The sequence below is a fragment of the Humibacter sp. genome (assembly GCF_035547335.1).
Lineage (GTDB): Bacteria > Actinomycetota > Actinomycetes > Actinomycetales > Microbacteriaceae > Humibacter.
The window spans coordinates 1-20,588 of the sequence record NZ_DASZVF010000024.1 but is presented as its reverse complement, the minus strand read 5'-3'; the positions used below and the strand labels follow the sequence as shown (position 1 = coordinate 20,588).

General features: G+C 69.2%; 20 protein-coding genes. 13 read left to right on the top strand and 7 right to left on the bottom strand.

Going from position 1 to position 20,588, the window contains the following annotated elements; translation table 11 throughout:
• Positions 1-8 precede the first annotated feature (8 nt).
• Both VHB92_RS06245 and VHB92_RS06240 read right to left on the bottom strand, forming a co-directional pair.
• Positions 9-347 carry a DUF202 domain-containing protein gene (locus VHB92_RS06245; RefSeq protein WP_325452509.1) on the bottom strand — a complete coding sequence of 113 codons (339 nt, stop codon included), beginning with the start codon at positions 345-347 and terminating at the stop codon, positions 9-11.
• Positions 344-703 (bottom strand): YidH family protein, encoded by a 360-nt coding sequence (locus tag VHB92_RS06240; RefSeq protein ID WP_325452507.1) that lies wholly within the window; start codon positions 701-703, stop codon positions 344-346. Before VHB92_RS06240 ends, VHB92_RS06245 begins: the two co-directional genes overlap by 4 nt.
• A gap of 194 nt (positions 704-897) precedes the next feature.
• On the opposite strand from VHB92_RS06240, the gene VHB92_RS06235 reads away from it, so the two are divergent.
• Positions 898-2,379 carry a DHA2 family efflux MFS transporter permease subunit gene (locus tag VHB92_RS06235; protein WP_325452505.1) on the top strand — a complete coding sequence of 494 codons (1,482 nt, stop codon included), beginning with the start codon at positions 898-900 and terminating at the stop codon, positions 2,377-2,379.
• A gap of 136 nt (positions 2,380-2,515) precedes the next feature.
• On the opposite strand, the gene gndA is transcribed toward VHB92_RS06235, so the two are convergent.
• Entirely contained in the window at positions 2,516-3,970 is a 1,455-nt protein-coding gene (gene gndA / locus VHB92_RS06230) for an NADP-dependent phosphogluconate dehydrogenase (protein ID WP_325452503.1), read from the bottom strand.
• A gap of 163 nt (positions 3,971-4,133) precedes the next feature.
• Here gndA and VHB92_RS06225 point away from each other — a divergent pair, with 163 nt between their 5' ends.
• A complete protein-coding gene (locus VHB92_RS06225; RefSeq protein WP_325452501.1) occupies positions 4,134-4,670 on the top strand; it encodes a gluconokinase in 537 nt (178 codons plus the stop codon).
• A gap of 107 nt (positions 4,671-4,777) precedes the next feature.
• Here VHB92_RS06225 and VHB92_RS06220 read toward each other — a convergent pair whose 3' ends face one another.
• Complete coding sequence (locus tag VHB92_RS06220; protein ID WP_325452499.1) at positions 4,778-5,119, bottom strand: cupin domain-containing protein; 342 nt, start codon at positions 5,117-5,119, stop codon at positions 4,778-4,780.
• Positions 5,120-5,239: 120 nt separating this feature from the next.
• Between VHB92_RS06220 and rlmN the strand changes: the two genes are divergently transcribed.
• From rlmN to VHB92_RS06205, 3 genes are all read left to right on the top strand, one after another.
• Positions 5,240-6,463 carry a 23S rRNA (adenine(2503)-C(2))-methyltransferase RlmN gene (gene rlmN / locus VHB92_RS06215; RefSeq protein ID WP_325452522.1) on the top strand — a complete coding sequence of 408 codons (1,224 nt, stop codon included), beginning with the start codon at positions 5,240-5,242 and terminating at the stop codon, positions 6,461-6,463.
• A gap of 83 nt (positions 6,464-6,546) precedes the next feature.
• Positions 6,547-7,944, top strand: coding sequence for a dihydrolipoyl dehydrogenase (lpdA, locus tag VHB92_RS06210; protein ID WP_325452497.1), 1,398 nt, complete (start codon positions 6,547-6,549; stop codon positions 7,942-7,944).
• A 79-nt stretch (positions 7,945-8,023) separates the two neighbouring features.
• Positions 8,024-8,782, top strand: a complete 759-nt coding sequence (locus VHB92_RS06205) for an SDR family NAD(P)-dependent oxidoreductase (RefSeq protein ID WP_325452495.1) — start codon at positions 8,024-8,026, stop codon at positions 8,780-8,782.
• Between the two features lie 15 nt (positions 8,783-8,797).
• Here the strand turns inward: VHB92_RS06205 and uxaC are convergent, their stop codons facing one another.
• The 3 genes from uxaC to VHB92_RS06190 form a co-directional block, all read right to left on the bottom strand.
• Positions 8,798-10,216: a glucuronate isomerase gene (gene uxaC, locus VHB92_RS06200; RefSeq protein WP_325452493.1), complete on the bottom strand. Its 1,419-nt coding sequence runs from the start codon at positions 10,214-10,216 to the stop codon at positions 8,798-8,800.
• The gene (locus VHB92_RS06195) at positions 10,213-11,256 is read right to left on the bottom strand and encodes a LacI family DNA-binding transcriptional regulator (RefSeq protein ID WP_325452491.1); all 1,044 of its coding nucleotides are present in this window, start codon (positions 11,254-11,256) and stop codon (positions 10,213-10,215) included. Before VHB92_RS06195 ends, uxaC begins: the two co-directional genes overlap by 4 nt.
• Positions 11,257-11,322: 66 nt before the next feature.
• Positions 11,323-11,949 carry a TetR/AcrR family transcriptional regulator gene (locus VHB92_RS06190; protein ID WP_325452489.1) on the bottom strand — a complete coding sequence of 209 codons (627 nt, stop codon included), beginning with the start codon at positions 11,947-11,949 and terminating at the stop codon, positions 11,323-11,325.
• Between the two features lie 325 nt (positions 11,950-12,274).
• On the opposite strand from VHB92_RS06190, the gene VHB92_RS06185 reads away from it, so the two are divergent.
• The 8 genes from VHB92_RS06185 (at position 12,275) to VHB92_RS06150 (ending at position 20,516) form a co-directional block, all read left to right on the top strand.
• Entirely contained in the window at positions 12,275-12,862 is a 588-nt protein-coding gene (locus VHB92_RS06185) for a DUF6230 family protein (RefSeq protein WP_325452487.1), read from the top strand.
• Between the two features lie 17 nt (positions 12,863-12,879).
• The gene (locus VHB92_RS06180) at positions 12,880-14,181 is read left to right on the top strand and encodes a DUF6114 domain-containing protein (RefSeq protein ID WP_325452485.1); all 1,302 of its coding nucleotides are present in this window, start codon (positions 12,880-12,882) and stop codon (positions 14,179-14,181) included.
• A gap of 92 nt (positions 14,182-14,273) precedes the next feature.
• A complete protein-coding gene (locus tag VHB92_RS06175) occupies positions 14,274-15,131 on the top strand; it encodes a sugar phosphate isomerase/epimerase family protein (RefSeq protein WP_325452483.1) in 858 nt (285 codons plus the stop codon).
• On the top strand, positions 15,128-16,333 hold the full coding sequence (locus VHB92_RS06170; protein WP_325452481.1) for a Gfo/Idh/MocA family oxidoreductase: 1,206 nt from the start codon (positions 15,128-15,130) through the stop codon (positions 16,331-16,333). The genes VHB92_RS06175 and VHB92_RS06170 overlap by 4 nt, the downstream gene beginning before the upstream one ends.
• The gene (locus VHB92_RS06165) at positions 16,330-17,223 is read left to right on the top strand and encodes a sugar phosphate isomerase/epimerase family protein (protein WP_325452479.1); all 894 of its coding nucleotides are present in this window, start codon (positions 16,330-16,332) and stop codon (positions 17,221-17,223) included. Before VHB92_RS06170 ends, VHB92_RS06165 begins: the two co-directional genes overlap by 4 nt.
• Entirely contained in the window at positions 17,207-18,421 is a 1,215-nt protein-coding gene (locus VHB92_RS06160; protein WP_325452477.1) for a mannitol dehydrogenase family protein, read from the top strand. The genes VHB92_RS06165 and VHB92_RS06160 overlap by 17 nt, the downstream gene beginning before the upstream one ends.
• A 20-nt stretch (positions 18,422-18,441) precedes the next feature.
• Positions 18,442-19,692, top strand: coding sequence for a D-mannonate dehydratase ManD (gene manD, locus VHB92_RS06155; RefSeq protein WP_325452475.1), 1,251 nt, complete (start codon positions 18,442-18,444; stop codon positions 19,690-19,692).
• Between the two features lie 206 nt (positions 19,693-19,898).
• Entirely contained in the window at positions 19,899-20,516 is a 618-nt protein-coding gene (locus tag VHB92_RS06150) for a 50S ribosomal protein L25/general stress protein Ctc (protein WP_325452473.1), read from the top strand.
• The last annotated feature ends 72 nt before the right edge of the window (positions 20,517-20,588 follow it).

Here is a 20,588-nt window from a genome sequence, read left to right as displayed (position 1 = left end):
CGGCACGCTCAGCGCTGGATGAGCGTTGATGCGATGCCCACGGCGCACGCCGCGAGCGTCGCCAGCGCGAGCAGCGCGATCGGCACGGCGGGAGCCGCCTGCGGCATCCGGTCGTGGTGCTTTCCGTGCCCGGCGAGAGCGCGGCCGCGAGCGTTGCCGTAGACGACGAAGGCCGCGGCGGCGAGCAGCAGCAGCACGCCGGTCGCGGTGAGCGCGATGGCGCCGGACTGCCATCCGTCGCGCACGGCCAGGAGACCGTTGACGGCCAGTGCCAGGCAGGTGCGGGACCAGGACAACGCCGTGCGTTCGCCCTGCAGGCCTGGGTCGCGCGACGGGGCGACGCTCATGCGCGGTAGACGGCGATGAGCACGGTCAGCACGGCTCCGACCGCGAGCACCACGGCCGCGATGAGCGGCACGGCGATGGTGAGCGGGAGCCGCTTGCCGTTGCGCATGGCGATCTCGTTGGCGCGCCAGCGCACGTAGGCGATCACGGCGAGCACCGTTGCGAGTGCGCCGAGCACGACGGCGAGGATGACGATGATCCAGTGCGGCCCGATGTGCTGCGAGAACTCCTCGAGGAGCACCCCTCCTGCGAGGATCGCGAGCGCCGTGCGGATCCAGGCCAGGAACGTTCGCTCGTTGGCCAACGAGAACCGGTAGTCGGGATCTTGACCGGTCTCGCGCCACTTCGGTTCACGCACCCCTTTAGGTTATGGGTGATTGAGGCTCGAACCCGTGAGCGGCGAAGCGGCGATAGAGGCGATTGAGGCGACAGCCGTGCGAGCTCGCTCGTACGGCGGAGCCGATTGAGCCTTTGAGCGGCGAAGCCGCGATATGGGTGATTGAGGCTCGGCCGTGCAAGCTCGATGTCGCACGCAGTCGGTACTCTGTCCGGATGAGCGCACAGCCTGCCGCCGTCGACGCGCGCGACGACACGACCCAGCGCGACTCCAAAGTCCTCTGGCTTCTACTCGTGGCGACGTTCGTCGTCATCCTCAACGAGACGATCATGTCGGTCGCGATCACCGACATCATGCGCGACTTCCACGTGGATGCGAGGGCCGGGCAGTGGCTCACCACGGCCTTCATGCTCACGCTCGCGGTCGTCATCCCCATCACGGGCATCCTGCTGCAGCGGTTCAGCACGCGGGCCATGTTCATCGCGGCCATGACGCTGTTCAGTGCCGGAACTCTGATCGCCGCGACGGCACCCGTGTTCGGGGTGCTGCTGGCGGCACGGGTGGTGCAGGCATCCGGAACCGCCATCATGATGCCGCTGCTGATGACGACCATCATGACGGTCGTCGCGCCCGGCAGACGGGGTCGCACGATGGGCAACGTGTCGATCGTCATCTCCGTCGCTCCGGCGATCGGGCCGACGATCGCGGGCGTCATCCTCAGTGGGCTGGCGTGGCGCTGGATCTTCTGGTTCGTCCTGCCCATCGCCGTCGCCATGCTCCTCGTCGGAGCGTGGCGCGTGCGCAACGTGTCGACCCCGGCGCAGGTGCCGATCGACGTGCTGTCCGTCGTGCTGTCGGTGTTCGGCTTCGGCGGCGTGGTCTACGGGCTGAGCCGCATCGGGGCGACGGATCAGGGCACGCCCGGCGGTGCGATGCCGATGGTCGTCGCCTTCGTCGTGGGCGGCGCAGCGCTCATCGCCTTCGTCCTGCGCCAGCTGGCGCTGCAGCGGAACGACCGTGCGCTCCTCGACCTCCGCACGTTCGGATCCTCTACGTTCTCGGTGTCGATCGTGCTGATGGCCGTGAGCATGGCCGCGCTGCTGGGCACGGTCATCCTGCTGCCGATCTACCTGCAACAGGTGCTCGGCCTCGACCCGCTGTTCATCGGCCTCCTGCTTCTGCCCGGCGGGCTCATCATGGGTCTGCTAGCGCCTGTCGCCGGACGGCTCTACGACAGGTTCGGCGCGGCGCGACTGCTCGTGCCGGGCTCCATCCTGATGAGTGCCGCGCTCTGGATGCTCTCCTTCGTCGGCGCGCACACGTCGCCGTGGTACCTGCTCGCTTCGCACCTCGTGCTGAGCGTCGGGCTGGCCTTCCTGTTCACGCCGCTCTTCACCGCGGGACTGGGAGCCGTGCCCGAACGGTTCTACTCGCACGGCAGCGCCATCATCGGCACGGTGCAGCAGGTGGCGGGGGCGGCGGGTACCGCGCTGTTCGTCGCCGTCATGTCGGTGCGCAGCGCCGCGCTGAGCGACGCAGGTTCGAGCACGAGGGATGCGACGGCATCCGGCATCGCGCTGGCATTCCTGATCGGGGCGATCATTTCGCTGGGCGCCGTGCTCGCGGCGTTCTTCGTGCGCACGCCTGCGGTGGCGGCCGACCCGAGCGACGCCCTCGTGGACGCCGTCGCCGGCTGAGTCGTACCTACCGCCTTGCCGCCGGTTGAGCCTGTCGAAACCGGGCCCCTGCTTCGGGCGGGTTTCGACAGGCGCAACCCTCGGCGAGGCGCAACCCCCGAGGTTCAACCCTCGGTGAAGGACCTCGGTGATGGCGTCAGTGCGCGGAGGGCGCCGTCTCGATCTCCGAGCGGTCGCCCGACCACAGCGTGTGGAACACGCCGTCCTTGTCGACGCGCTTGTACGTGTGCGCGCCGAAGAAGTCCCGCTGTCCCTGCACGAGCGCAGCAGGCAGCCGGTCCGCTCGCAGGCCGTCGTAGTACGCGAGGCTCGAGCTGAACGCGGGGGAGGGGATGCCGCCCTGGGCAGCCGCGACCACGACGCGACGCCACGCCTCCTGCGTGCGCTCCAGCGCGTCGCGGAAATACGGAGCCGTGAGCAGCGCCACGAGCGACGGGTCGTCGGCGTACGCCTCGGTGATGCGGTTCAGGAACTGGGCGCGGATGATGCAGCCGCCGCGCCAGATCGCCGCGATGTCACCCTTCTTGATGTCCCAGCCGTACTGCTCCGCGCCGGCGACGATCTCGTCGAAGCCCTGCGAGTACGCGATGATCTTCGACGCGTACAGCGCCTGCCGCACGTCTTCGACGAACGCATCGGCATCCTCGACGCGCCACTGAGCGCTGGGTCCGGGAAGGTCGGATGCCGCTGCACGCTGTGCCGGCTTGCTGGACAGCGACCGGGCGAAGACGGCCTCGGCGATGCCGGAGACAGGGATGCCGAGATCGAGCGCGGTCTGCACGGTCCAGGCGCCCGTTCCTTTGGCGCCGGCCTGATCGAGGATGACGTCCACCAGGGGCTTGCCGGTCTCGGCATCCACCTGGCGCAGCACCTCGGCCGTGATCTCGATGAGGTAGCTCTCGAGCTCACCCTTGTTCCACTCGGCGAAGATGTCCGCGATCTCGGCAGGGCTCTTGCCCGTTCCGCGGCGGATGAGGTCGTACGCCTCGGCGATCAGCTGCATGTCGGCGTATTCGATGCCGTTGTGCACCATCTTCACGAAGTGGCCCGCGCCGTCGTGCCCGACGTGGGTCACGCACGGCTCGCCCTCGGCCACGGCGGCGATGGAGCGCAGGATCGGTCCGAGGGTCACCCACGACTCGTCGGAGCCGCCCGGCATGATGGACGGTCCGTGCAGGGCGCCCTCCTCGCCGCCGGAGATACCGGCGCCGACGAAGTTGATCCCCGTCTCCCGCACGGCCTTCTCGCGGCGGATCGTGTCGGTGAACAACGCGTTGCCGCCGTCGACGATGATGTCGCCTGGCTCGAACACCTTGACGAGCTCGTCGATCACGGCATCCGTGCCCCTGCCCGCCTGCACCATGATGATGGCCGTGCGCGGCTTCGTGAGAGTGGCGGCGAACTCCTCGTAGTCGGATGCCGGCACGAAGCCGGCCTCAGGATGCTCGTCGAGCAGCGTCTGCGTCTTCTCGTACGAACGGTTGAAGATCGCCACGGTGTTGCCTTCGCGGCTGGCGAGGTTGCGGGCGAGATTCGACCCCATCACCGCCAGTCCGACAACACCGATGTTCGCAACGGACTTCTCTGGCACGGCACTTCTCCTAGAAAGACGGGGCTGTAGAAAGACGGGGCTGAACTCGGGGAGCGTCACCCGGTTGGTATCCCACCGGGGGCTTCCCACTCTAGGGGACCGCGCATCCGGCCGTGTCGTGCATGGCGCCGCGTGAAGCGCGGCATCCGGGAGAATGGGGGACATGACCGTCACGCCGCCAGCCAAGCTGCCCGCCATCGTGCTCATGGGAGTGTCCGGCGCAGGCAAGAGCGTCGTGGGCGACGCGCTCGCCGACGCCTCGGGCCGCGTCTTCATCGACGGCGACGATCTGCACCCGGCCGCCAACAAGGAGAAGATGCGCGCGGGCATCCCGCTCACCGACGCCGACCGCGAGCCGTGGCTGCGCATCATCGGGGAGCGCCTCGCCGTGGGCGACGGCGTCATCGTCGCCTGCAGCGCGCTGAAGCGCCGCTACCGCGATCTGCTGCGCGAGTACGCACCCGACACGTTCTTCGCACACCTCGACCCGGATCCCGAGACGCTCGAGCAACGCCTCGCCGTGCGGGTGCACGAGTACATGCCGGCCGGGCTCCTCGGGTCGCAGCTCAGCGCCCTCGAGCCGCTGCAGCCCGACGAGTTCGGAGCGGTCTTCCGCTCCGACGGCTCGGTCGAGCAGACTGTCGCCGACATCCGGGCTGCTCTCGCGGCAGACGTCGGTGACGAGCACGGAGCGGGCTGACCACGATGAGGCCGGCCGGCTGAGACAGCACCGCCGCCTCGCTCGATCGCCGACGTTCGACTTCGAACGTCTGCGGTCTTCCGACGGTTCGCCCGAGGGGCCGCGTCCTAGAGGAACGTCATGTCGGGGTTCTGCCCCGTTCCTACCGGGAACACCGCGGTGAACTCCACGTCGTCGTCGAGCGCGTCGAAGTGCAGCACCCGGGCCCCCTCTGGCTCGTAGAACACGTCACCGGGTGAGAGGATGCGGCGCTCGTCGCCGTGCAGCTGGTAGAGCACGCTGCCGCGAAGGATCGTTCCGAACACCGGGCCGTTGTGCACGTGGGCGGCGGCCGGCGTTCCTGCCGGCATCCGGATGCGCCGCACCTCGACGTGCCCCACCGCCTTCGTCGCAGGCAGATGGATGTCGAGCTCGATGTCGCGCGTGACGCGCTGCGGAAGTCCGGCCATGACATCCAGGTCTATCAGGCGACCGTCGGCGCTCTCAGGCGACGGTTGCCCCGGTGCAACGGCTGGGGCGGATGCTCAGCCCGGCCCTGAGACAATGGCATAGTGAGCGAGACGACGATCGTGCCGACCGGCCGTGATGCCCGCCGTGACGGTGAGGGCGCCGCCGCGGCGTCGCGTCCCCAGGTGCGTCCGGCGACGGAGGGGTGGACGCAGCAGCTGGCCGCCGACGGCAGGCCTGCGCTGCAGTTCGCCTCGCCGCGCCGCAAGCAGCCGGAGACGCACCTCGCCGACCTCACGCCGGCCGAACGCAAGGCGAAGGTCGAGCAACTGGGCCTTCCCGGATTCCGCGCGAAGCAGCTGTCGACGCACTACTTCACGCACTGCACGACGGATGCCGACGCCATGACCGACCTGCCGGCATCCGGTCGCCAGGAACTCGTCTCCTCGCTCCTGCCCCCTCTGCTCACGGAGGTGCGGCGGCTGCGCACGGACGACGGGCGCACCATCAAGTTCCTCTGGCGGCTCTTCGACGGCGCGCTCGTGGAATCCGTGCTGATGAGGTATCCGGGACGCATCACGCTGTGCATCTCGTCGCAGGCCGGTTGCGGCATGAACTGCCCGTTCTGTGCGACGGGTCAGGCGGGACTCACCCGCAATCTCTCCGCGGCGGAGATCGTCGACCAGGTCGTCGCCGCCAACCGCGCGATCGCGGACGGCGAACTCGGCCACAGCCGCGGCGGCGGGCAGGAGCGGGTCCACAACATCGTGTTCATGGGTATGGGTGAGCCGCTGGCGAACTACAAGCGCCTGATGAGCGCCATCCGCACGCTGCTCGCACCCCAGCCGGACGGCCTCGGCATGTCGGCGCGCGGGATCACCGTGTCGTCCGTCGGCCTCGTGCCCGCAATCCGCAAGCTCGCCGACGAAGACATCCCCTTGACGTTCGCACTCTCCCTGCACGCGCCCGACGACGGCCTGCGCGACGAGCTGATCCCGGTGAACTCGCGTTGGAAGGTGGACGAGGCGCTGGATGCCGCCCGCTACTACTTCGAGAAGACCGGCCGCAGGGTCTCGATCGAGTACGCGCTCATCAAGGACATGAACGATCACGGATGGCGCGCCGACCTGCTGGCTCAGAAGCTCAACGAACGCGGCCGCGGCTGGGTGCACGTGAACCCGATCCCGCTGAACCCCACACCGGGTTCGATCTGGACGGCGAGCGAGCCGGATGTCACGGCCGAGTTCGTGCACCGGCTGGAAGCAGCAGGCATCCCCACCACGCTGCGCGACACCCGTGGCAAGGAGATCGACGGAGCGTGCGGGCAGCTCGCCGCTTCCGAGTGATCGCTCCAGCCGTCCGCGTGGCGTTCGCGCCGAGCCGGTAGCATCCCGTAGCGGAACCCCGCCCTTCGATCCGAGGAGGACCCATGCCCCATTTCGACGTCGTCGTGCTCGGAGCCGGCCCCGGCGGCTACGTGGCCGCCGTCCGCGCCGCGCAGCTCGGTCTGCAGGTCGCCATCGTCGAGCAGCAGTACTGGGGTGGCGTGTGCCTCAACATCGGCTGCGTGCCGGCCAAGACGCTGATCCGCAACGCGGAGGTCCTCGGCCTGGTCACCAGAGAGGGCGCGGAGTTCGGCATCTCCGGCGACATCCACGCCGACTACGGCGTGGGATGGGACCGCAGCCGCAAGGTCGCCGACGCGCGCGCCAAGGGCGTCAACTTCCTCATGCGCAAGAACAAGATCACGCAGTTCGACGGACACGGCTTCTTCACCGGGCCGAAGTCGATGGACGTCGCTCTGGCGGCAGGCGGCACCGAGCAGCTCACGTTCGACAACGCGATCATCGCCACGGGCTCGACCGTCCGGCTCCTCCCTGGCGTGACGCTCAGCGAGAACGTGGTCACGTACAAGGAGCTCATCCTCCAGCGCGACCTGCCGAAGTCCATCGTCATCGTGGGCGCAGGCGCGATCGGGCTCGAGTTCGCGTACATCATGGCGAACTACGGCGTGCAGGCCACGGTCGTCGAGTTCCTCGACCGTGCCCTGCCGAACGAGGACGTCGACGTCTCGAAGGAGATCACGAAGCACTTCAAGTCGCTCGGGGTTCCGATCCTCGCCTCGACGAAGGTGGAGACCGTCGTCGACGAGGGCCACCAGGTGACCGTCACCTATACGGGCGCCGACGGCAACAGGGGAGCCATCAGCGCGGACAAGGCGCTCATCTCGGTCGGCTTCGCCGCCAACGTCACGGGATACGGGCTGGAGAACACCGGCGTCGAGCTCACCGACCGCGGCGCGATCGCCATCGACGACTACATGCGCACCAACGTGCCAGGCATCTACGCCATCGGGGATGTGACGGCCAAGCTGCAGCTCGCGCACGTCGCCGAGGCGCAGGGCGTGGTGGCAGCGGAGACGATCGGCGGCGCCGAGACTATGACGCTCGGCGACTACCGCAACATGCCGCGCGCCACGTACATGCAGCCCCAGGTCGCCAGCTTCGGACTGACCGAGCAGCAGGCACGGGACGCCGGTTACGACGTCGAGGTGTCGACCTTCCCGATGATGGCGAACGCGAAGGCGCACGCTCTCGGCGACGCCCGCGGCTTCGTCAAACTCGTCGCGGACAAGAAGTACCACGAGCTGCTCGGCGGCCACATGGTCGGACTCGACGTCTCGGAGCTGCTTCCCGAGCTCACGCTGGCCCAGAAGTGGGACCTCGGCGCGCTGGAGCTCGCGCGCAACGTGCACCCGCACCCGAGCCTGTCCGAGTCGATGCAGGATGCCTTCCACGGCCTCGTCGGCCACATGATCAACCTGTGACGGCAGTACTCCGAACGGCGTAACCACGCTGCGACCGGTGTCGGATGCGGCGTCGTCTCCCTCGGCGGATGCTGGTGGCATGCATTCGCTTCAAGGACACGTCGCGCTCGTCACGGGCGCATCGCACGGCATCGGATCCGCTGTCGCTCGTCTGTTCGCCGCGGAGGGAGCGGCCGTCGCCGTGCACGGGCGCGACGACCGGGCCGTCGCCGCGCTGGTCGACGAGCTGACGGCATCCGGTGGGCGGGCCGTCGGCGTCGTCGGCGATCTCGGCAGCCCCGAGACGGTCGCGCGGGTCGTCGAGGAGGGGGAGGGGGCCCTCGGCGCGCTGACCGTCCTGGTGGCCAACGCCGGGCACAATCCGGTTCCGCCAGGGCCGATCGAGAACGTCACGCTGGACCAGTGGCGCTCGACGATGGATGCCAACCTCACGCTGACCTTCCTCACCGTGGCCGCGGTGCTGCCCGGGATGAAGCAGCGAGGGCGAGGATCGATCGTCACGGTCGCATCCGCTGCGTCGCGTCGGCCCACCGCCTACACGCCAGTACCGTACGCCGCCGCGAAGGCGGGCGTCGAGGTGTTCACGCGCCTCGTGGCTCTGCAGGCCGGTCCGCACGGTGTGCGGGCCAACTGCGTGTCGCCGGAGACGATCCTCACGGAGCGGAACCTGAGGCAGATCCCGCAGGACACGCAGGCGAGCATGGCGGCAGGGCATCCCGTGCAGCGGCTCGGCACTCCGGAGGACGTCGCCGCTGCCGTGCTCTACCTCGCAGGCGACTCCGCAGGGTGGGTGAGCGGTGTGACGCTCGACGTCGCAGGCGGCTCGGTGCTGGCCTGACCTGGGTCCCGGTCGCTACAGCCGGAACACCGACCGGGGGATGTCGTCGACGAGACGACGAGCGACACCGACCGCGTCGTCCTCGCTCAGCTGGTGAGTCGCGACAAGGGAGGCCAGGTAGCCGGCATCCAGCCGCCGTGACATGTCGTGGCGGGCCGGGATCGAGCAGAAGGCCCTCGTGTCGTCGATGAACCCGCTCGTCTTGGCGAACCCGGCGGAGTCCGTGACCGCCGATCGGTACCGCGTGATACCGGCGGGGGAGTCGAGGAACCACCAGGGTGCGCCCGCGTAGACACTGGGATAGAAGCCGGCCAGCGGCGCGATCTCGCGGGAGAAGAGCGTCTCGTCGACCGTGAACAGCACGAGGCGGAACCGCTCGTTGAGGCCGAAGTCCCGCAGGATCGGCGTGAGCGGAACCGTGTAGCCGCCGACGGCGGGGAGGTCGTGCCCGGTGTCGGGGCCGAACGCCTCGAACGTCGGCCGGTGATGGTTGCGGATGACGCCGGCATGCAACTGCATCACGAGCCCGTCGTCCGCGCTCATCTCGGCGAGCCGGTACAGCAGATTGCGGCGATAGGCGTCCGCATCGGCCCGACTGACCGTTCCTTCGAGCGCTTCCCGGTGGATGCGCTCGGCATCCGGCGCTTCCAGCGGCTGGCTTCCCGCGTCGATCACCCCGGTGTCCGTTGCGGTTCCGCCCGCTGCCCGGAAGTACGCCCGGCGCGACCGCAGAGCATCGAGCAGTCCGGCGTAGGTGCCGCAGTCGATGTTCGCAGCCGTGGCGAGCTCTTCCAGCTTTCCCCGCCAGGTCGGCTCGAGCGGGTGCATGTACCGATCGGCCCGGAACGTGGGCACGACCCGCCCGGTGAAGGTCGGGTCGTCGCGCAGCGCGAGGTGGGCGGCCAGGTCGTCGGCCGGATCGTCCGTCGTGGCGAGCACGGCGATGCGGAAGCGATCGAAGAGCGCCCGCGGCCGGAACTCCGGACGGGCGAGCGCTTCGGTGAGCTGGTCGTACAGACCGTCGGCCGTCTGCGCAGACGGGGCGTCGGTCAGACCGAACACCTCGGCGAACTCGCTCTCGAACCAGAACCGCACGGGGGTGCCGAGAAAGGCATCCCAGTTCTCGCACAGCCTGCGCCAGATCTCGCGGCCGGATGCCTGCAACTTAACGCCGTTCCTGGCCAGGCCGAGCTCGGTCAGCGGCACGCCGACGGCGTGCAGCATGCGCGTCACGTAGTGGTCGGGCGTAATGAGCAGCTCGGCGGGATCGCCGAACGGCTCGTCGTCGAGCAGCAGTCGCGCGTCGACATGCCCGTGCGGCGAATAGATGGGCGCCTCCGCGACCTCGGCGTACAGGCGCCGCGCCACGTCTCGAGTCGCCGGATCGGGCGGCAGAAGGCGGTCGGGGTGCGGCGTCAGCGGCGAGGTGGTCATGGCATCTCCTGATCGATACTGCGGTGGCTGGGCGCCGGCCCGGTCGACGAGCGGACGGTGAGGTGGGTGGGGAGCGTCGTGCTGCGGCGCTGGCCCCCATCGGAGCCTGGCTCGAGCTGCGCGAGCAGCAAGGTGACCGCAAGCCGCCCGGCCTGCTCGATGGGGGCGGTGAGGGTCGTCAGGGGCGGGTTGCAGAAGTCCGCGCCGAAGATGTCGTCGCATCCCACGATGCTCATCTCGCCGGGAACTCGGATGCCTCGCGCCGCAAGATGCTGCAGCATGCCGATGGCGAGCAGGTCGTTGAACGCGATGGCGGCTGTCGCACCCGTGTTGAGCAGGGCATCCGCCGCCGCGGCTCCCGCGCTGCGCAGCGGTGAGAACGGGCCGAGCCTCCTGGTCGTCACCGCATGCTGCTTGCCGGCTTTGACGAACCTGCGCCAGCGCCCCTCGTTCGGCCAGGAGGTCTCAGGCCCGGAGACGTAGGCGATGTCGCGGTGACCGAGCGAGACGAGGTGCTCGACCGCCTGCTCGATGCCCTTCGGAGTGTCGATGAAGACCGTCGACACACCACGCGTCTGCCGGTTGACAGCCACGATGGGCAGCTGCGACGCGAGCTCGGCGAGCGTCCTGTCCGACAGCCGCGAGGCGGCGAGCACGGCGCCGTCGAACGACGACCGCAGACGATGCAGCAGGTCGTCCTCGTTCTGGTCCGACTCCTCGGTGTCGATGAGCAGCTGCGAGTATCCGGACGCCTTGAGCTGCCGCTGCGTGCCCTTGATGATGCCGAAATAGAACGGGTTCGTGACGTCGGAGACGAGCACGGCGATGGCGCCGGTTCGCCCGGATGTCAGGGCGCGCGCCGGCGAGTTCGGCGAGTAACCGAGCTCGGCGGCGATCCTCGCGATGCGCTCCCGAGTCGCCGCGTTCACCCGGCCCGGATTGGACAGCGCTCGGGACGCCGTGGAGATCGCGACGCCGGCCTTCGATGCGACGTCGGCGAGCGTGACGGCCCGCCTCGCGTCGTCACCGGCTTCGCTCATGACGACAGCCAATCAAGACCGGGACGCTACGGCAAATGGTTGCAACCGTTTGCCGGCGCTTCTCCGCTACCGATCGGGGCCAACGGTGCCAGGTTCGGCGACGGATTCGACGACCGCGAGCGCACTGCGCTGCAGGAAGGCCGCGAAATCCGCAGCGGCCTCGTCGCCGTCCGGTCCAGGCACGAGCTCCGCGTCGACCAGGGCCTGTTCGGCGAAGGCGACCCACGCTCGCAATGCCACCGTCAGCAGCGGGGACTGCGGAACGCCCAGCTCGTCGAAGACGGCGATCACCCGCTGCGTCTGGATCTGCTCGGCCTCCTCCACCACGGCTCGCACCTCCCGGTCGCCGCTGGCGACGCCGTGCACCAGCGAGACGAACGTGCTGCGGTGCTCCCGCACGAAGTCCACGATCTTCGTCAGCGTGGTGTGCAGGCGCTCGAGGGGTGGCAGGTCCAGCTGCGGCTCCGTCGCGTGCAGCATGCCGTCGCGCGCCGCTCGCACCACCTCGCGGTGGAATCCCTGCTTGGAGTCGAAGTAGTAGAAGAGCAGGCCGCGCGAGACGCCCGCCTGCGCGGAGAGATCTTCCACATTCAGCTGGTCGAGCGGCCGATCGGCCAGAGCGGCGACCCCGAGCGCGACGAGTTGCGCCCGGCGCTCGTCGGGCGTCATGCGGGTGCGGCGCTCGGCAGGCATGCATCCGAGGTTATCCGAGCCCGGAGGGGCCAGGGCTCGGCGACGGAGGACGTGCGGTCGCCTCGGCCACTTCTGCACAACAGGGCGTGCAGGGCCTGGGGCGAGTGGTCGGATACCGCTATCGTGCCGTGTGAAGCGCCACCCCCTTTTGCGGGTGGACACAATGGACTGGCGCACGTTATTGACTCGTGGTAAATAGTACTGACATCGGGTCGGCAATGGCCCGTGTTCGGGTGTCAGCGCCTTCCGACCGAGGCGCGATCCGGATCAAGGCCGTTCGGATCAAGCTCGTTCGGATGAGGGCCATTCGGATCAAGGAGGATCTATGAAGCTACGTTCTCTGGCTGCCAAGCGGGCCGGACGGGTCGCGCTCGCCGCCGTGCCCGTCGGCATCGCAGCGGCGCTGCTCATGACCGGCGTCGCCAACGGCGCGGTGCCCGTAGCCTTCACGGTGTCGGGCTCCACGTTCCAGGTGGCGGCGTCGCAGCTGGAGGGCACCGGCTTCTCGCAGTACGCCGGGAACGTGACGCTCAAGGACGGCTCGACGCATCCGGTCTCGGTGGCGAATATCGCCAGTGCCAAGCTCTACGACCTGTGCCAGTCGGTCGCCGTGCCCGGCATGCCGATGGGGCTCAAGATCACCGCGGGCGGCGATGGCACCCCTGCCACCGCGAGCAACATGCAGATCGGCATGACCGACCTGCAGGGTGACGCCACGTTCAACAACATCCGCATCGGCGTCGACGCGTCCACGGTGAACACGGATGCCAAGGGCACGGCGGGCGACTTCGCACAGGACGCGGACTCGGTCGAGATCAAGAACCTCAAGCAGACGGCGTGGAGCACTCAGGCTTCGGTGTTCAACCTGGCAGGCCTGCATCTTCAGCTCACCGACGGCCAGACCTGCTTCTGACCCGGAGACCGAAGAGCATGGCGGAACCCAGGGAATGGTGGCATCGGTTCGTGGCATGGTGCCGTCGTCGGCCGTTCATCGGCGGCCTGCTGATGGTGCTCGCCGGCATCGAGATGTTCTTCTCCGGGCAGCTCACGGTCGGAGCCATGCGCGTGCAGGTGGGCATCGAGGGTTTCCAGGCCACCATCATCCCGATCGTGCTCGCGCTCGTCGGCGTGCTCGCCACGCTGATGCCGCAGCACCGCATCTTCTACGGCGTTATCGGGCTCGTCGTCGCCGTGTACTCGCTTGTGGGCGTCAACCTCGGCGGCTTCTTCGTCGGCATGCTGCTCGCCGCCGTCGGTGGTGTGCTGATCGTCTCGTGGATGCCTCGAAAGGCAGGCGAGACTCCAGCGGCGGACGACCCGCCCACATCGGAGTTCGATGCCGAAGCCGCGGCGGCGGACTCGGATGCAGACGCGCTCTCCCACACGCATGCCGGTGCCGTCGTAACGACGGATGGCGGCCCCGTCGCGTCCACCATGGATGCCGACACCGCCACACCGGCGAAGGATGCCGACGTCGCTGCGCCGGCAAGGAGCGGCCGTCGCCGCCGCCAGGGCACGGCGCGCAGGACGACAGGCGGAACGCTGGCGCTGACGCTGGCCGCCATCGTCACGCTGGGCCTCACGGCCGCTCATCCTCAGCAGGCGTCCGCAGCGGAGACGAGTGGCGTCTGCGTGCTCGGCTTCCTCGGCGACTGCTCGACCAACACTCCCACGCCTGCTCCTTCGCCCACGTCGTCGGGGTCGTCGACGCCGTCCCCCGCTCCGTCCGGCGGAGCCGGTTCGTCGGACGGCACAGCTGCAGCCCCGGTGCCGGCCGCGCCCGTTCCGACCGGGCCTCAGCTGGTCGCGCCGCCGGCTCCGTCCCCGGTCTTCACGGGCAAGCCTGCGTTGCTCCAGGGGTCCTCACTCTCGTTCTCGGGCCTGCGCTACCTCGGACTCGCCACGGTGCGGCTGTCGGACGGCAGCGCGGCCACCGTGCTGAAGCTCTCCATGGACAGCGTGAAGATCCCCGGCTTCCGGCTCGACACCCGGGATGCGACGGGTGCGGGAACGGACACCGTGGCCACGTCGATGTCGTTCAGCGGTGGCGTCGACACGTACTGCGCCTCGTTGAAAGGCGTGCTCGACAACGGGTCGGCGGTGCAGTACGACATCCAGCACCCGCCGTCGTCGGACGGCTCCGTGCCCGTCGTGCGCATCCTCTCGCTCGAGGTGTTCGGCATCACGGGCGGAAGCTCGGCGCTAACCGGATTCCACGAGATCATCAGCTGACTCAGCGTCGGCCGACCGGCCCGCGACGGGTCATCGTGGCAACGCATGGCAAACGTTTGCAGCGGCGCTCGCACGCTGCCTAGGGTCGAAGCATGAGCCCTGGATCCACTGCGGAAGACCTCACCTGGCGACTCTCCGGTTTCGGAGACGAGATCGACCAGGATCCGCACATTCAGCTGGCCGTTCTCGAGGCGCTCGGCGCGCACCACATCGAGGTACGCAGCGCATGGGGCGTCAACATCGTCGACCTCGACGCCGAGCAGCTCGCGGCCCTCAAGGGAACCATCGACGAGGCCGGCTTCGGCGTCTCCGCGATCGCATCGCCGATCGGCAAGGTGGATGTCACGCTGCCGGTCGAGCACGAGGTGGGGCGGCTCGCGCAAGCGATCAACGCCGCCCATGTGCTCGGGTCGCGATACGTGCGCATCTTCTCGTTCTACCGCGGCGAAGGCATCACGCCCGAGGCGATCCGCGACGACGTGCTCACGCGCATGCGGGCGCTGGCCGACCTCGCCGAGCGCGAGGACGTGGTGCTGCTGCACGAGAACGAGAAGGAGATCTACGGCGACGTACCCGATCGGGTGCTCGACATCGTCGAGTCCGTCGGCTCTCCCGCGCTACGGCTGGCCTGGGACAACGCCAATTTCGTGCAGTGCGGGGTGCGCCCGTTCACGGATGCCTGGCCGTTGCTGCACGAGCACGTTGAGTACCTGCAGGTGAAGGATGCGCTCGCGGCGGACGGAACCGTCGTGCCGGCCGGAGGGGGCGACGGCCAGCTCCTCGAGACAGTGACCGCTCTGCGAGATGCCGGCTACCGCGGCTTCGCGTCGCTGGAACCGCACCTGGCGCAGGGCTTCTCGCTCGGCGGATTCTCCGGTCCGCGCGCCTTCGGCACCGCGGCCCGGGCCCTCGACCGCCTTCTCACCACGACCGGAGTGTCAGCAGCATGAGCCAGCAGCCCGAGCAGGCGGATCGCCGGCTCACCGTCGCCATCGTGGGTTGCGGCGTCATCGCCGACAACCACGTTCGAGCTCTCGCTGCGCACGGCGGGGCGAGCATCGTCTCGCTCGTCGACCCGGTCGTCCCGGCTCGCGAACGCGTCGCCGGACTCGTCGAGCAGGTCGGCATGGACCGCCCCGCGGAGTTCGCGGACCTCGGCGAGGCTCTCGCCGAGCGTCCCGTCGACGTCGTCGTCATCCTCGCGCCCAGCGGGCTGCACGTGCGGCTGGCCGAGACGGCCATCCAGGCAGGCAGCCACGTGGTGATCGAGAAGCCGCTGGATGTCTCGGTTCCGCGGGCCAGGCGCATCCGCGAGCTGGCCGACGAGGCGGCGGCACGCGGTCTCGTCGCCACGGTGATCAGCCAGCACAGGTTCGATCCCGCGTCGGTCGTCGTGGCTCGCGCCGCGCACTCCGGCGGCCTGGGCGTGCTGACCAGCGCCGTCGCATCCGTCGCGTGGTGGCGGACGCAGGAGTACTACGACTCCGGCCAGTGGCGCGGCACCTGGGATCTCGACGGCGGCGGCGCCGTGATGAACCAGGGGGTGCACACGGTCGACCTGCTGGTCTGGTTCATGGGCCCGCCGGTCGCCGTCTACGCACACACCGCCCGTCTCGCCCACGAGCGCATCGAGGTGGAGGACACGGCCGTGGCGACCGTGCGGTTCGAAAACGGCGCGATCGCCGTGCTCCACGCCACGACGGCCGCGTATCCGGGTCTGACCGTGCGCGTGCAGGTGCACGGGTCGAACGGGTCGGCCGTGATCGAGAACGACCAGCTGGCGTACTTCGCCTCAGGAGGCGTGGCGGATGCCGCCGCGAACGCGGACCCGACACGATCCGCGAACGAGAACAGGGCGGCCGAGCTGGTGGAGGCCTCCGAGCTGTATGGAAGCCCGAGAGGCGCCGACGCCTTCGTCGTCGGCCACCGCAGGCAGTACGACGACATCCTGGATGCGATCCGATCCGGCGGGGCGCCCGGCGTAACCGTCGCCGACGCCCTGTTGTCCCTGGCCGTGGTGCGCGCCGTGTACCTGTCGGCGACACTCGGGCGAGAGGTTCTCGTCGACGACGTTCTCCAGGGCGTGTACGACGATCAGGACGTGCACACCGAGCAGGCCGCCGAGGGGCAGAAGCAGGAGATCCCAGCATGAAGTTCGCCGTGTTCACAGCATCCACGCCGGACTGGACGCCCTCGGAGGCGGCGCAGACGCTGGCCGAGCAGGGCTGGGACGGCATCGAGTGGCGCATCACCGACCAGCAGGATGCGCCGGAGCCCGGCTTCTGGGCGGGCAATCGAGCGACGTGGCCGCTCACGGGCCTCGAGCAGCACCTCGACGAGATCGCGAAGATCACGCGTGACGCGGGGCTCGAGTTCTCCGGCATCGGCGGCTACACGCGTGTCTTCGACCACGAGAACACCGAGCGGATGCTCGCAGCGACCGCCGCTCTCGGCGCGCCTCGCGTCCGCGTCACGATGCCGGCGTTGGGCACCGGGAACTATCGCGAGCTGTTCGCCGGGGCACGTCGCGATCTGGAGTGGGTGGCCGATCGAGCGGCGCATCACGGCGTCCAGGCCGTCATCGAGCTGCACCACCGAACCATCACGTCGTCCGCCTCTGCCGCATACCGCATGGTCGAAGGACTGGATCCTGCGCATGTCGGCGTCATCCACGACTCCGGCAACCTCGTCATCGAGGGCCACGAGGACTACCTAGCAGCGTTCGAGCTGCTGGGGGAGTACCTCGCCCACGTGCACGTGAAGAGCGTGGCGTGGCATCCCACCGAGGAACGCCGCGACGACGACTCCGTCGTGTGGCGGGAGAACTGGGAGACGCTGCGCGACGGGCAGGTCGATTTCGACGAATACTTCGGCACGCTCGCCGAAGTGGGCTACAACGGATGGGTGACGCTCGAGGACTTCTCCACGACGGTTCCGCTCGCCCAGCGCACGGCGGACAATCTGGCATTCGTGCGGGCCGTCGAGGCACGCACGGCCGCCCGCCGCGCTACCCCCGAAGGCGCCGATGCCGTCGATCGCTGAGGCGCGCACCGCCCGTCATCCGGTGCGGGTCGCGCACCTCGGACTCGGTCACTTCCATCGCGCGCACCAGGCCTGGTACACCCAGCATGCCCACGCGCTGCCCGACCCGGGGGTCGCCGACGGGTGGGGCATCGCCGCATTCACGGGCCGTTCACCGCGCGCGGCGGAGGCCCTGGCCGCACAGGACAGCGTCTACGCGCTGATCACCCGCGCCGCCGAGGGCGACAGCGCCGAGATCATCCAGTCCATCAGCGAGGTGCACGATGGCCGGGGCGAGGCGTGGCAGCGCACGCTGGCCGATCCGGGCGTCGCGATCCTGACCGTGACGGTCACCGAGCGCGGGTATGAGGCCGGGCCGACGGCGGCATCCGAGACGGATGCCGAGACGCCGGGAGCGCGGATCGCTCGCGGCCTGCTCGCGCGGGCACAGGCATCCGCCGGCCCGATCGCGCTCGTGAGTTGCGACAACCTCAGTGCGAACGGGGAGGCCCTGCGGGACGCCGTCGCGCGCGAGACCGACGACGACGACCTGAAGACATGGATCGATGCGAATGTCTCGTTCGTCTCCACGATGGTCGACCGCATCACGCCCGGCACGACGGATGCCGACCGTGAGACGGCGCGCGAACTCACGGGGTTCGACGACGCGGCTCCCGTCGTCACGGAGCCGTTCAGCGAGTGGGTGCTGAGCGGCGCGTTCCCGGGAGGCCGCCCGGCCTGGGATCGGGTGGGAGCGCGCTTCGTCGACGACATCGAGCCGTATGAACGTCGCAAGCTGTGGCTGCTGAACGCCGGGCACACGTTGCTGGCGTCCACCGGGCTGCTGCGCGGCCACGAGACGGTGGCCGAGGCCTTCGCCGATCCCGAGTGCCGCATGCTTCTCGAAGACCTGTGGCAGGAGGCCAGGGTGCTGCTGCCGTTCGACGACGAGACGACGGATGCGTTCCTGGCCGCGCTGCGCTCCCGCTTCGCCAACCCCCGCATCGCGCACCGTCTCACCCAGGTCGACGACGGCAGCCTGCAGAAGCTCAAGCAGCGGCAGGCGGCCATCGTGTCGGCGCGGCTGGATGCCGGAGACGAGCCGGGACGGGCATCCCTCGCCACCGTCGAAGCGTGGGGCCGGCTGCGCGGCCTAGACCTGTCAGAAGCCCTCGACGTGCTGCAGCCCGGCCTGTCGGCGCGCGTATACCTGAGCTGAACCATCAAGGAGACCCGACCATGCTGATCACGTCAGCCGAGGTGCTCGTCGCGAGCCCCGGCCGCAACTTCGTCACGCTGCGCATCACGACCGACGACGGGTACACCGGCCTCGGCGACGCCACGCTGAACGGCCGCGAACTCGCGGTGGCCGCCTACCTGTCAGAGCACGTCGTGCCGCTGCTCATCGGACGCGAAGCCGGCCGCATCGAAGACACCTGGCAGTACCTGTACCGCGGCGCGTACTGGCGTCGCGGTCCCGTCACGATGGCGGCGATCGCGGCGGTCGACACCGCGCTGTGGGACATCAAGGCGAAGGCGGCAGGCATGCCGCTCTACCAGCTGCTGGGCGGGCGCAGCAGGGACGGCCTGCTGGTCTACGGGCACGCATCCGGCCTCGAACTGCCCGAGCTGTTCGACTCCATCAGGGAGCACCTGGAGGAGGGATACCGGGCCATCCGCATCCAGACCGGCATCCCGGGACTGCCCTCCGTCTACGGCGTCGCGCACAGCCGCAACGCCGAGGCCGGCACCGAGGCGGGTACGGATGCCCGCTACGACTACGAGCCGGCGCGGCGCAGCGCGCTTCCGGTCGAGGAGACCTGGGACACGCGTGCCTACCTGCGGCACATCCCCGGCGTCTTCGAGGCGGTGCGCAACGAGTTCGGGCCGGAGCTGCCCCTTCTGCACGACGCGCACCACAGGCTCACGCCCATCCAGGCCGCGAAGCTTGGCAAGTCGCTCGAGCCGTACGACCTGTTCTGGCTCGAGGACGTCACGCCGGCCGAGAACCAGTCCGTGCTGAGGCGCGTGCGTGAGCACACGACGACGCCGCTGGCGATCGGTGAGGTCTTCAACACCATCTGGGACTACCGCGAGCTCTTCGAGGAACAGCTCATCGACTACGTGCGCAGCCCCGTCACGCACGCGGGCGGCATCACGGGACTGCGGCGCATCTTCGACTACGCGGCCGTCTACCAGATCAAGTCGGGTGCGCACGGGCCGACCGACATCTCGCCGGTCGGCTTGTCTGCCGCCATCCATCTGGGGCTCGCGATCCCGAACTTCGGCATCCAGGAGTACATGCGGCACGCGTCCGTCACGCACGAGGCGTTCCGCACGACGTACACGTTCGAGAACGGCATGCTGAACCCCTCGGATGCTCCCGGACTCGGCGTGGACTACGACGACGAGGTGGCCGCCGCGCATCCGTATGCCGGGGCATATCTGCCGGTGAACCGACTGCTCGACGGGGCGATGCACGACTGGTGAGGCCGTCGTCGCCGGCCGTTCCGGCGCGCTGGTAGACTCGGACACCGAACTTCGGCGAGGGATGCCGCGTGCCCGAGTGCAGGCAGGCATCCGTGATCGACGCGGTGGACCAGGCTCACGTCTGTCCTCACGCTGACATTCAGCACGAGTTGACAACGAATCCCAATACGACGTGGGCCTTAGCCCACCGAAAGCGAGACATCACCATGGCTGACGACAGCAACAAGGTCGTCGCGGAGAACCGCGACCAGTTCGGCAAGGGCGCGGCGCGCAAGATCCGTGCCGCGGGCAAGATCCCTGCCGTTCTCTACGGTCACGGAACCGACCCGCAGCACCTCACGCTGCCCGCCCACCAGCTGGGCCTCATCCTGCGCAAGGCGAACGCGGTGCTCGACCTCGACATCGCGGGCACGTCCCAGCTCGCCCTCGTGAAGGACGTGCAGAAGGACCCGGTGCACCAGATCATCGAGCACATCGACCTCATCATCGTCCGCCGCGGCGAGAAGGTGCAGATCGACATCCCCGTGCACGTCGAGGGCGAGCCGTTCTCCGGCACCATCGTCGTGCAGGACCTCTCCACCGTGTCCGTCGAGGCAGAGGCCACGCACATCCCCGAGCACATCGTCGTCGACGTCGAGGGCCTCGAGGACGGCACCCACATCACGGCGGCCGACCTCGAGCTGCCGGCAGGATCCACGCTGCTGAGCGACCCCGAGGCGCTCGTCGTGGCGATCACGCTGCCATCCGCACCGGCCGCCGAGGCGACCGAGGAGGCCGAAGAGGCCGCGCAGGCGGAGGCGGCGGAGACCGGCTCCGCCGAGTAGCCGGACCGGAACACACGCATGGCGGAACAGCCCTGGCTCGTCGTCGGCCTCGGCAATCCCGGCACGCAATAC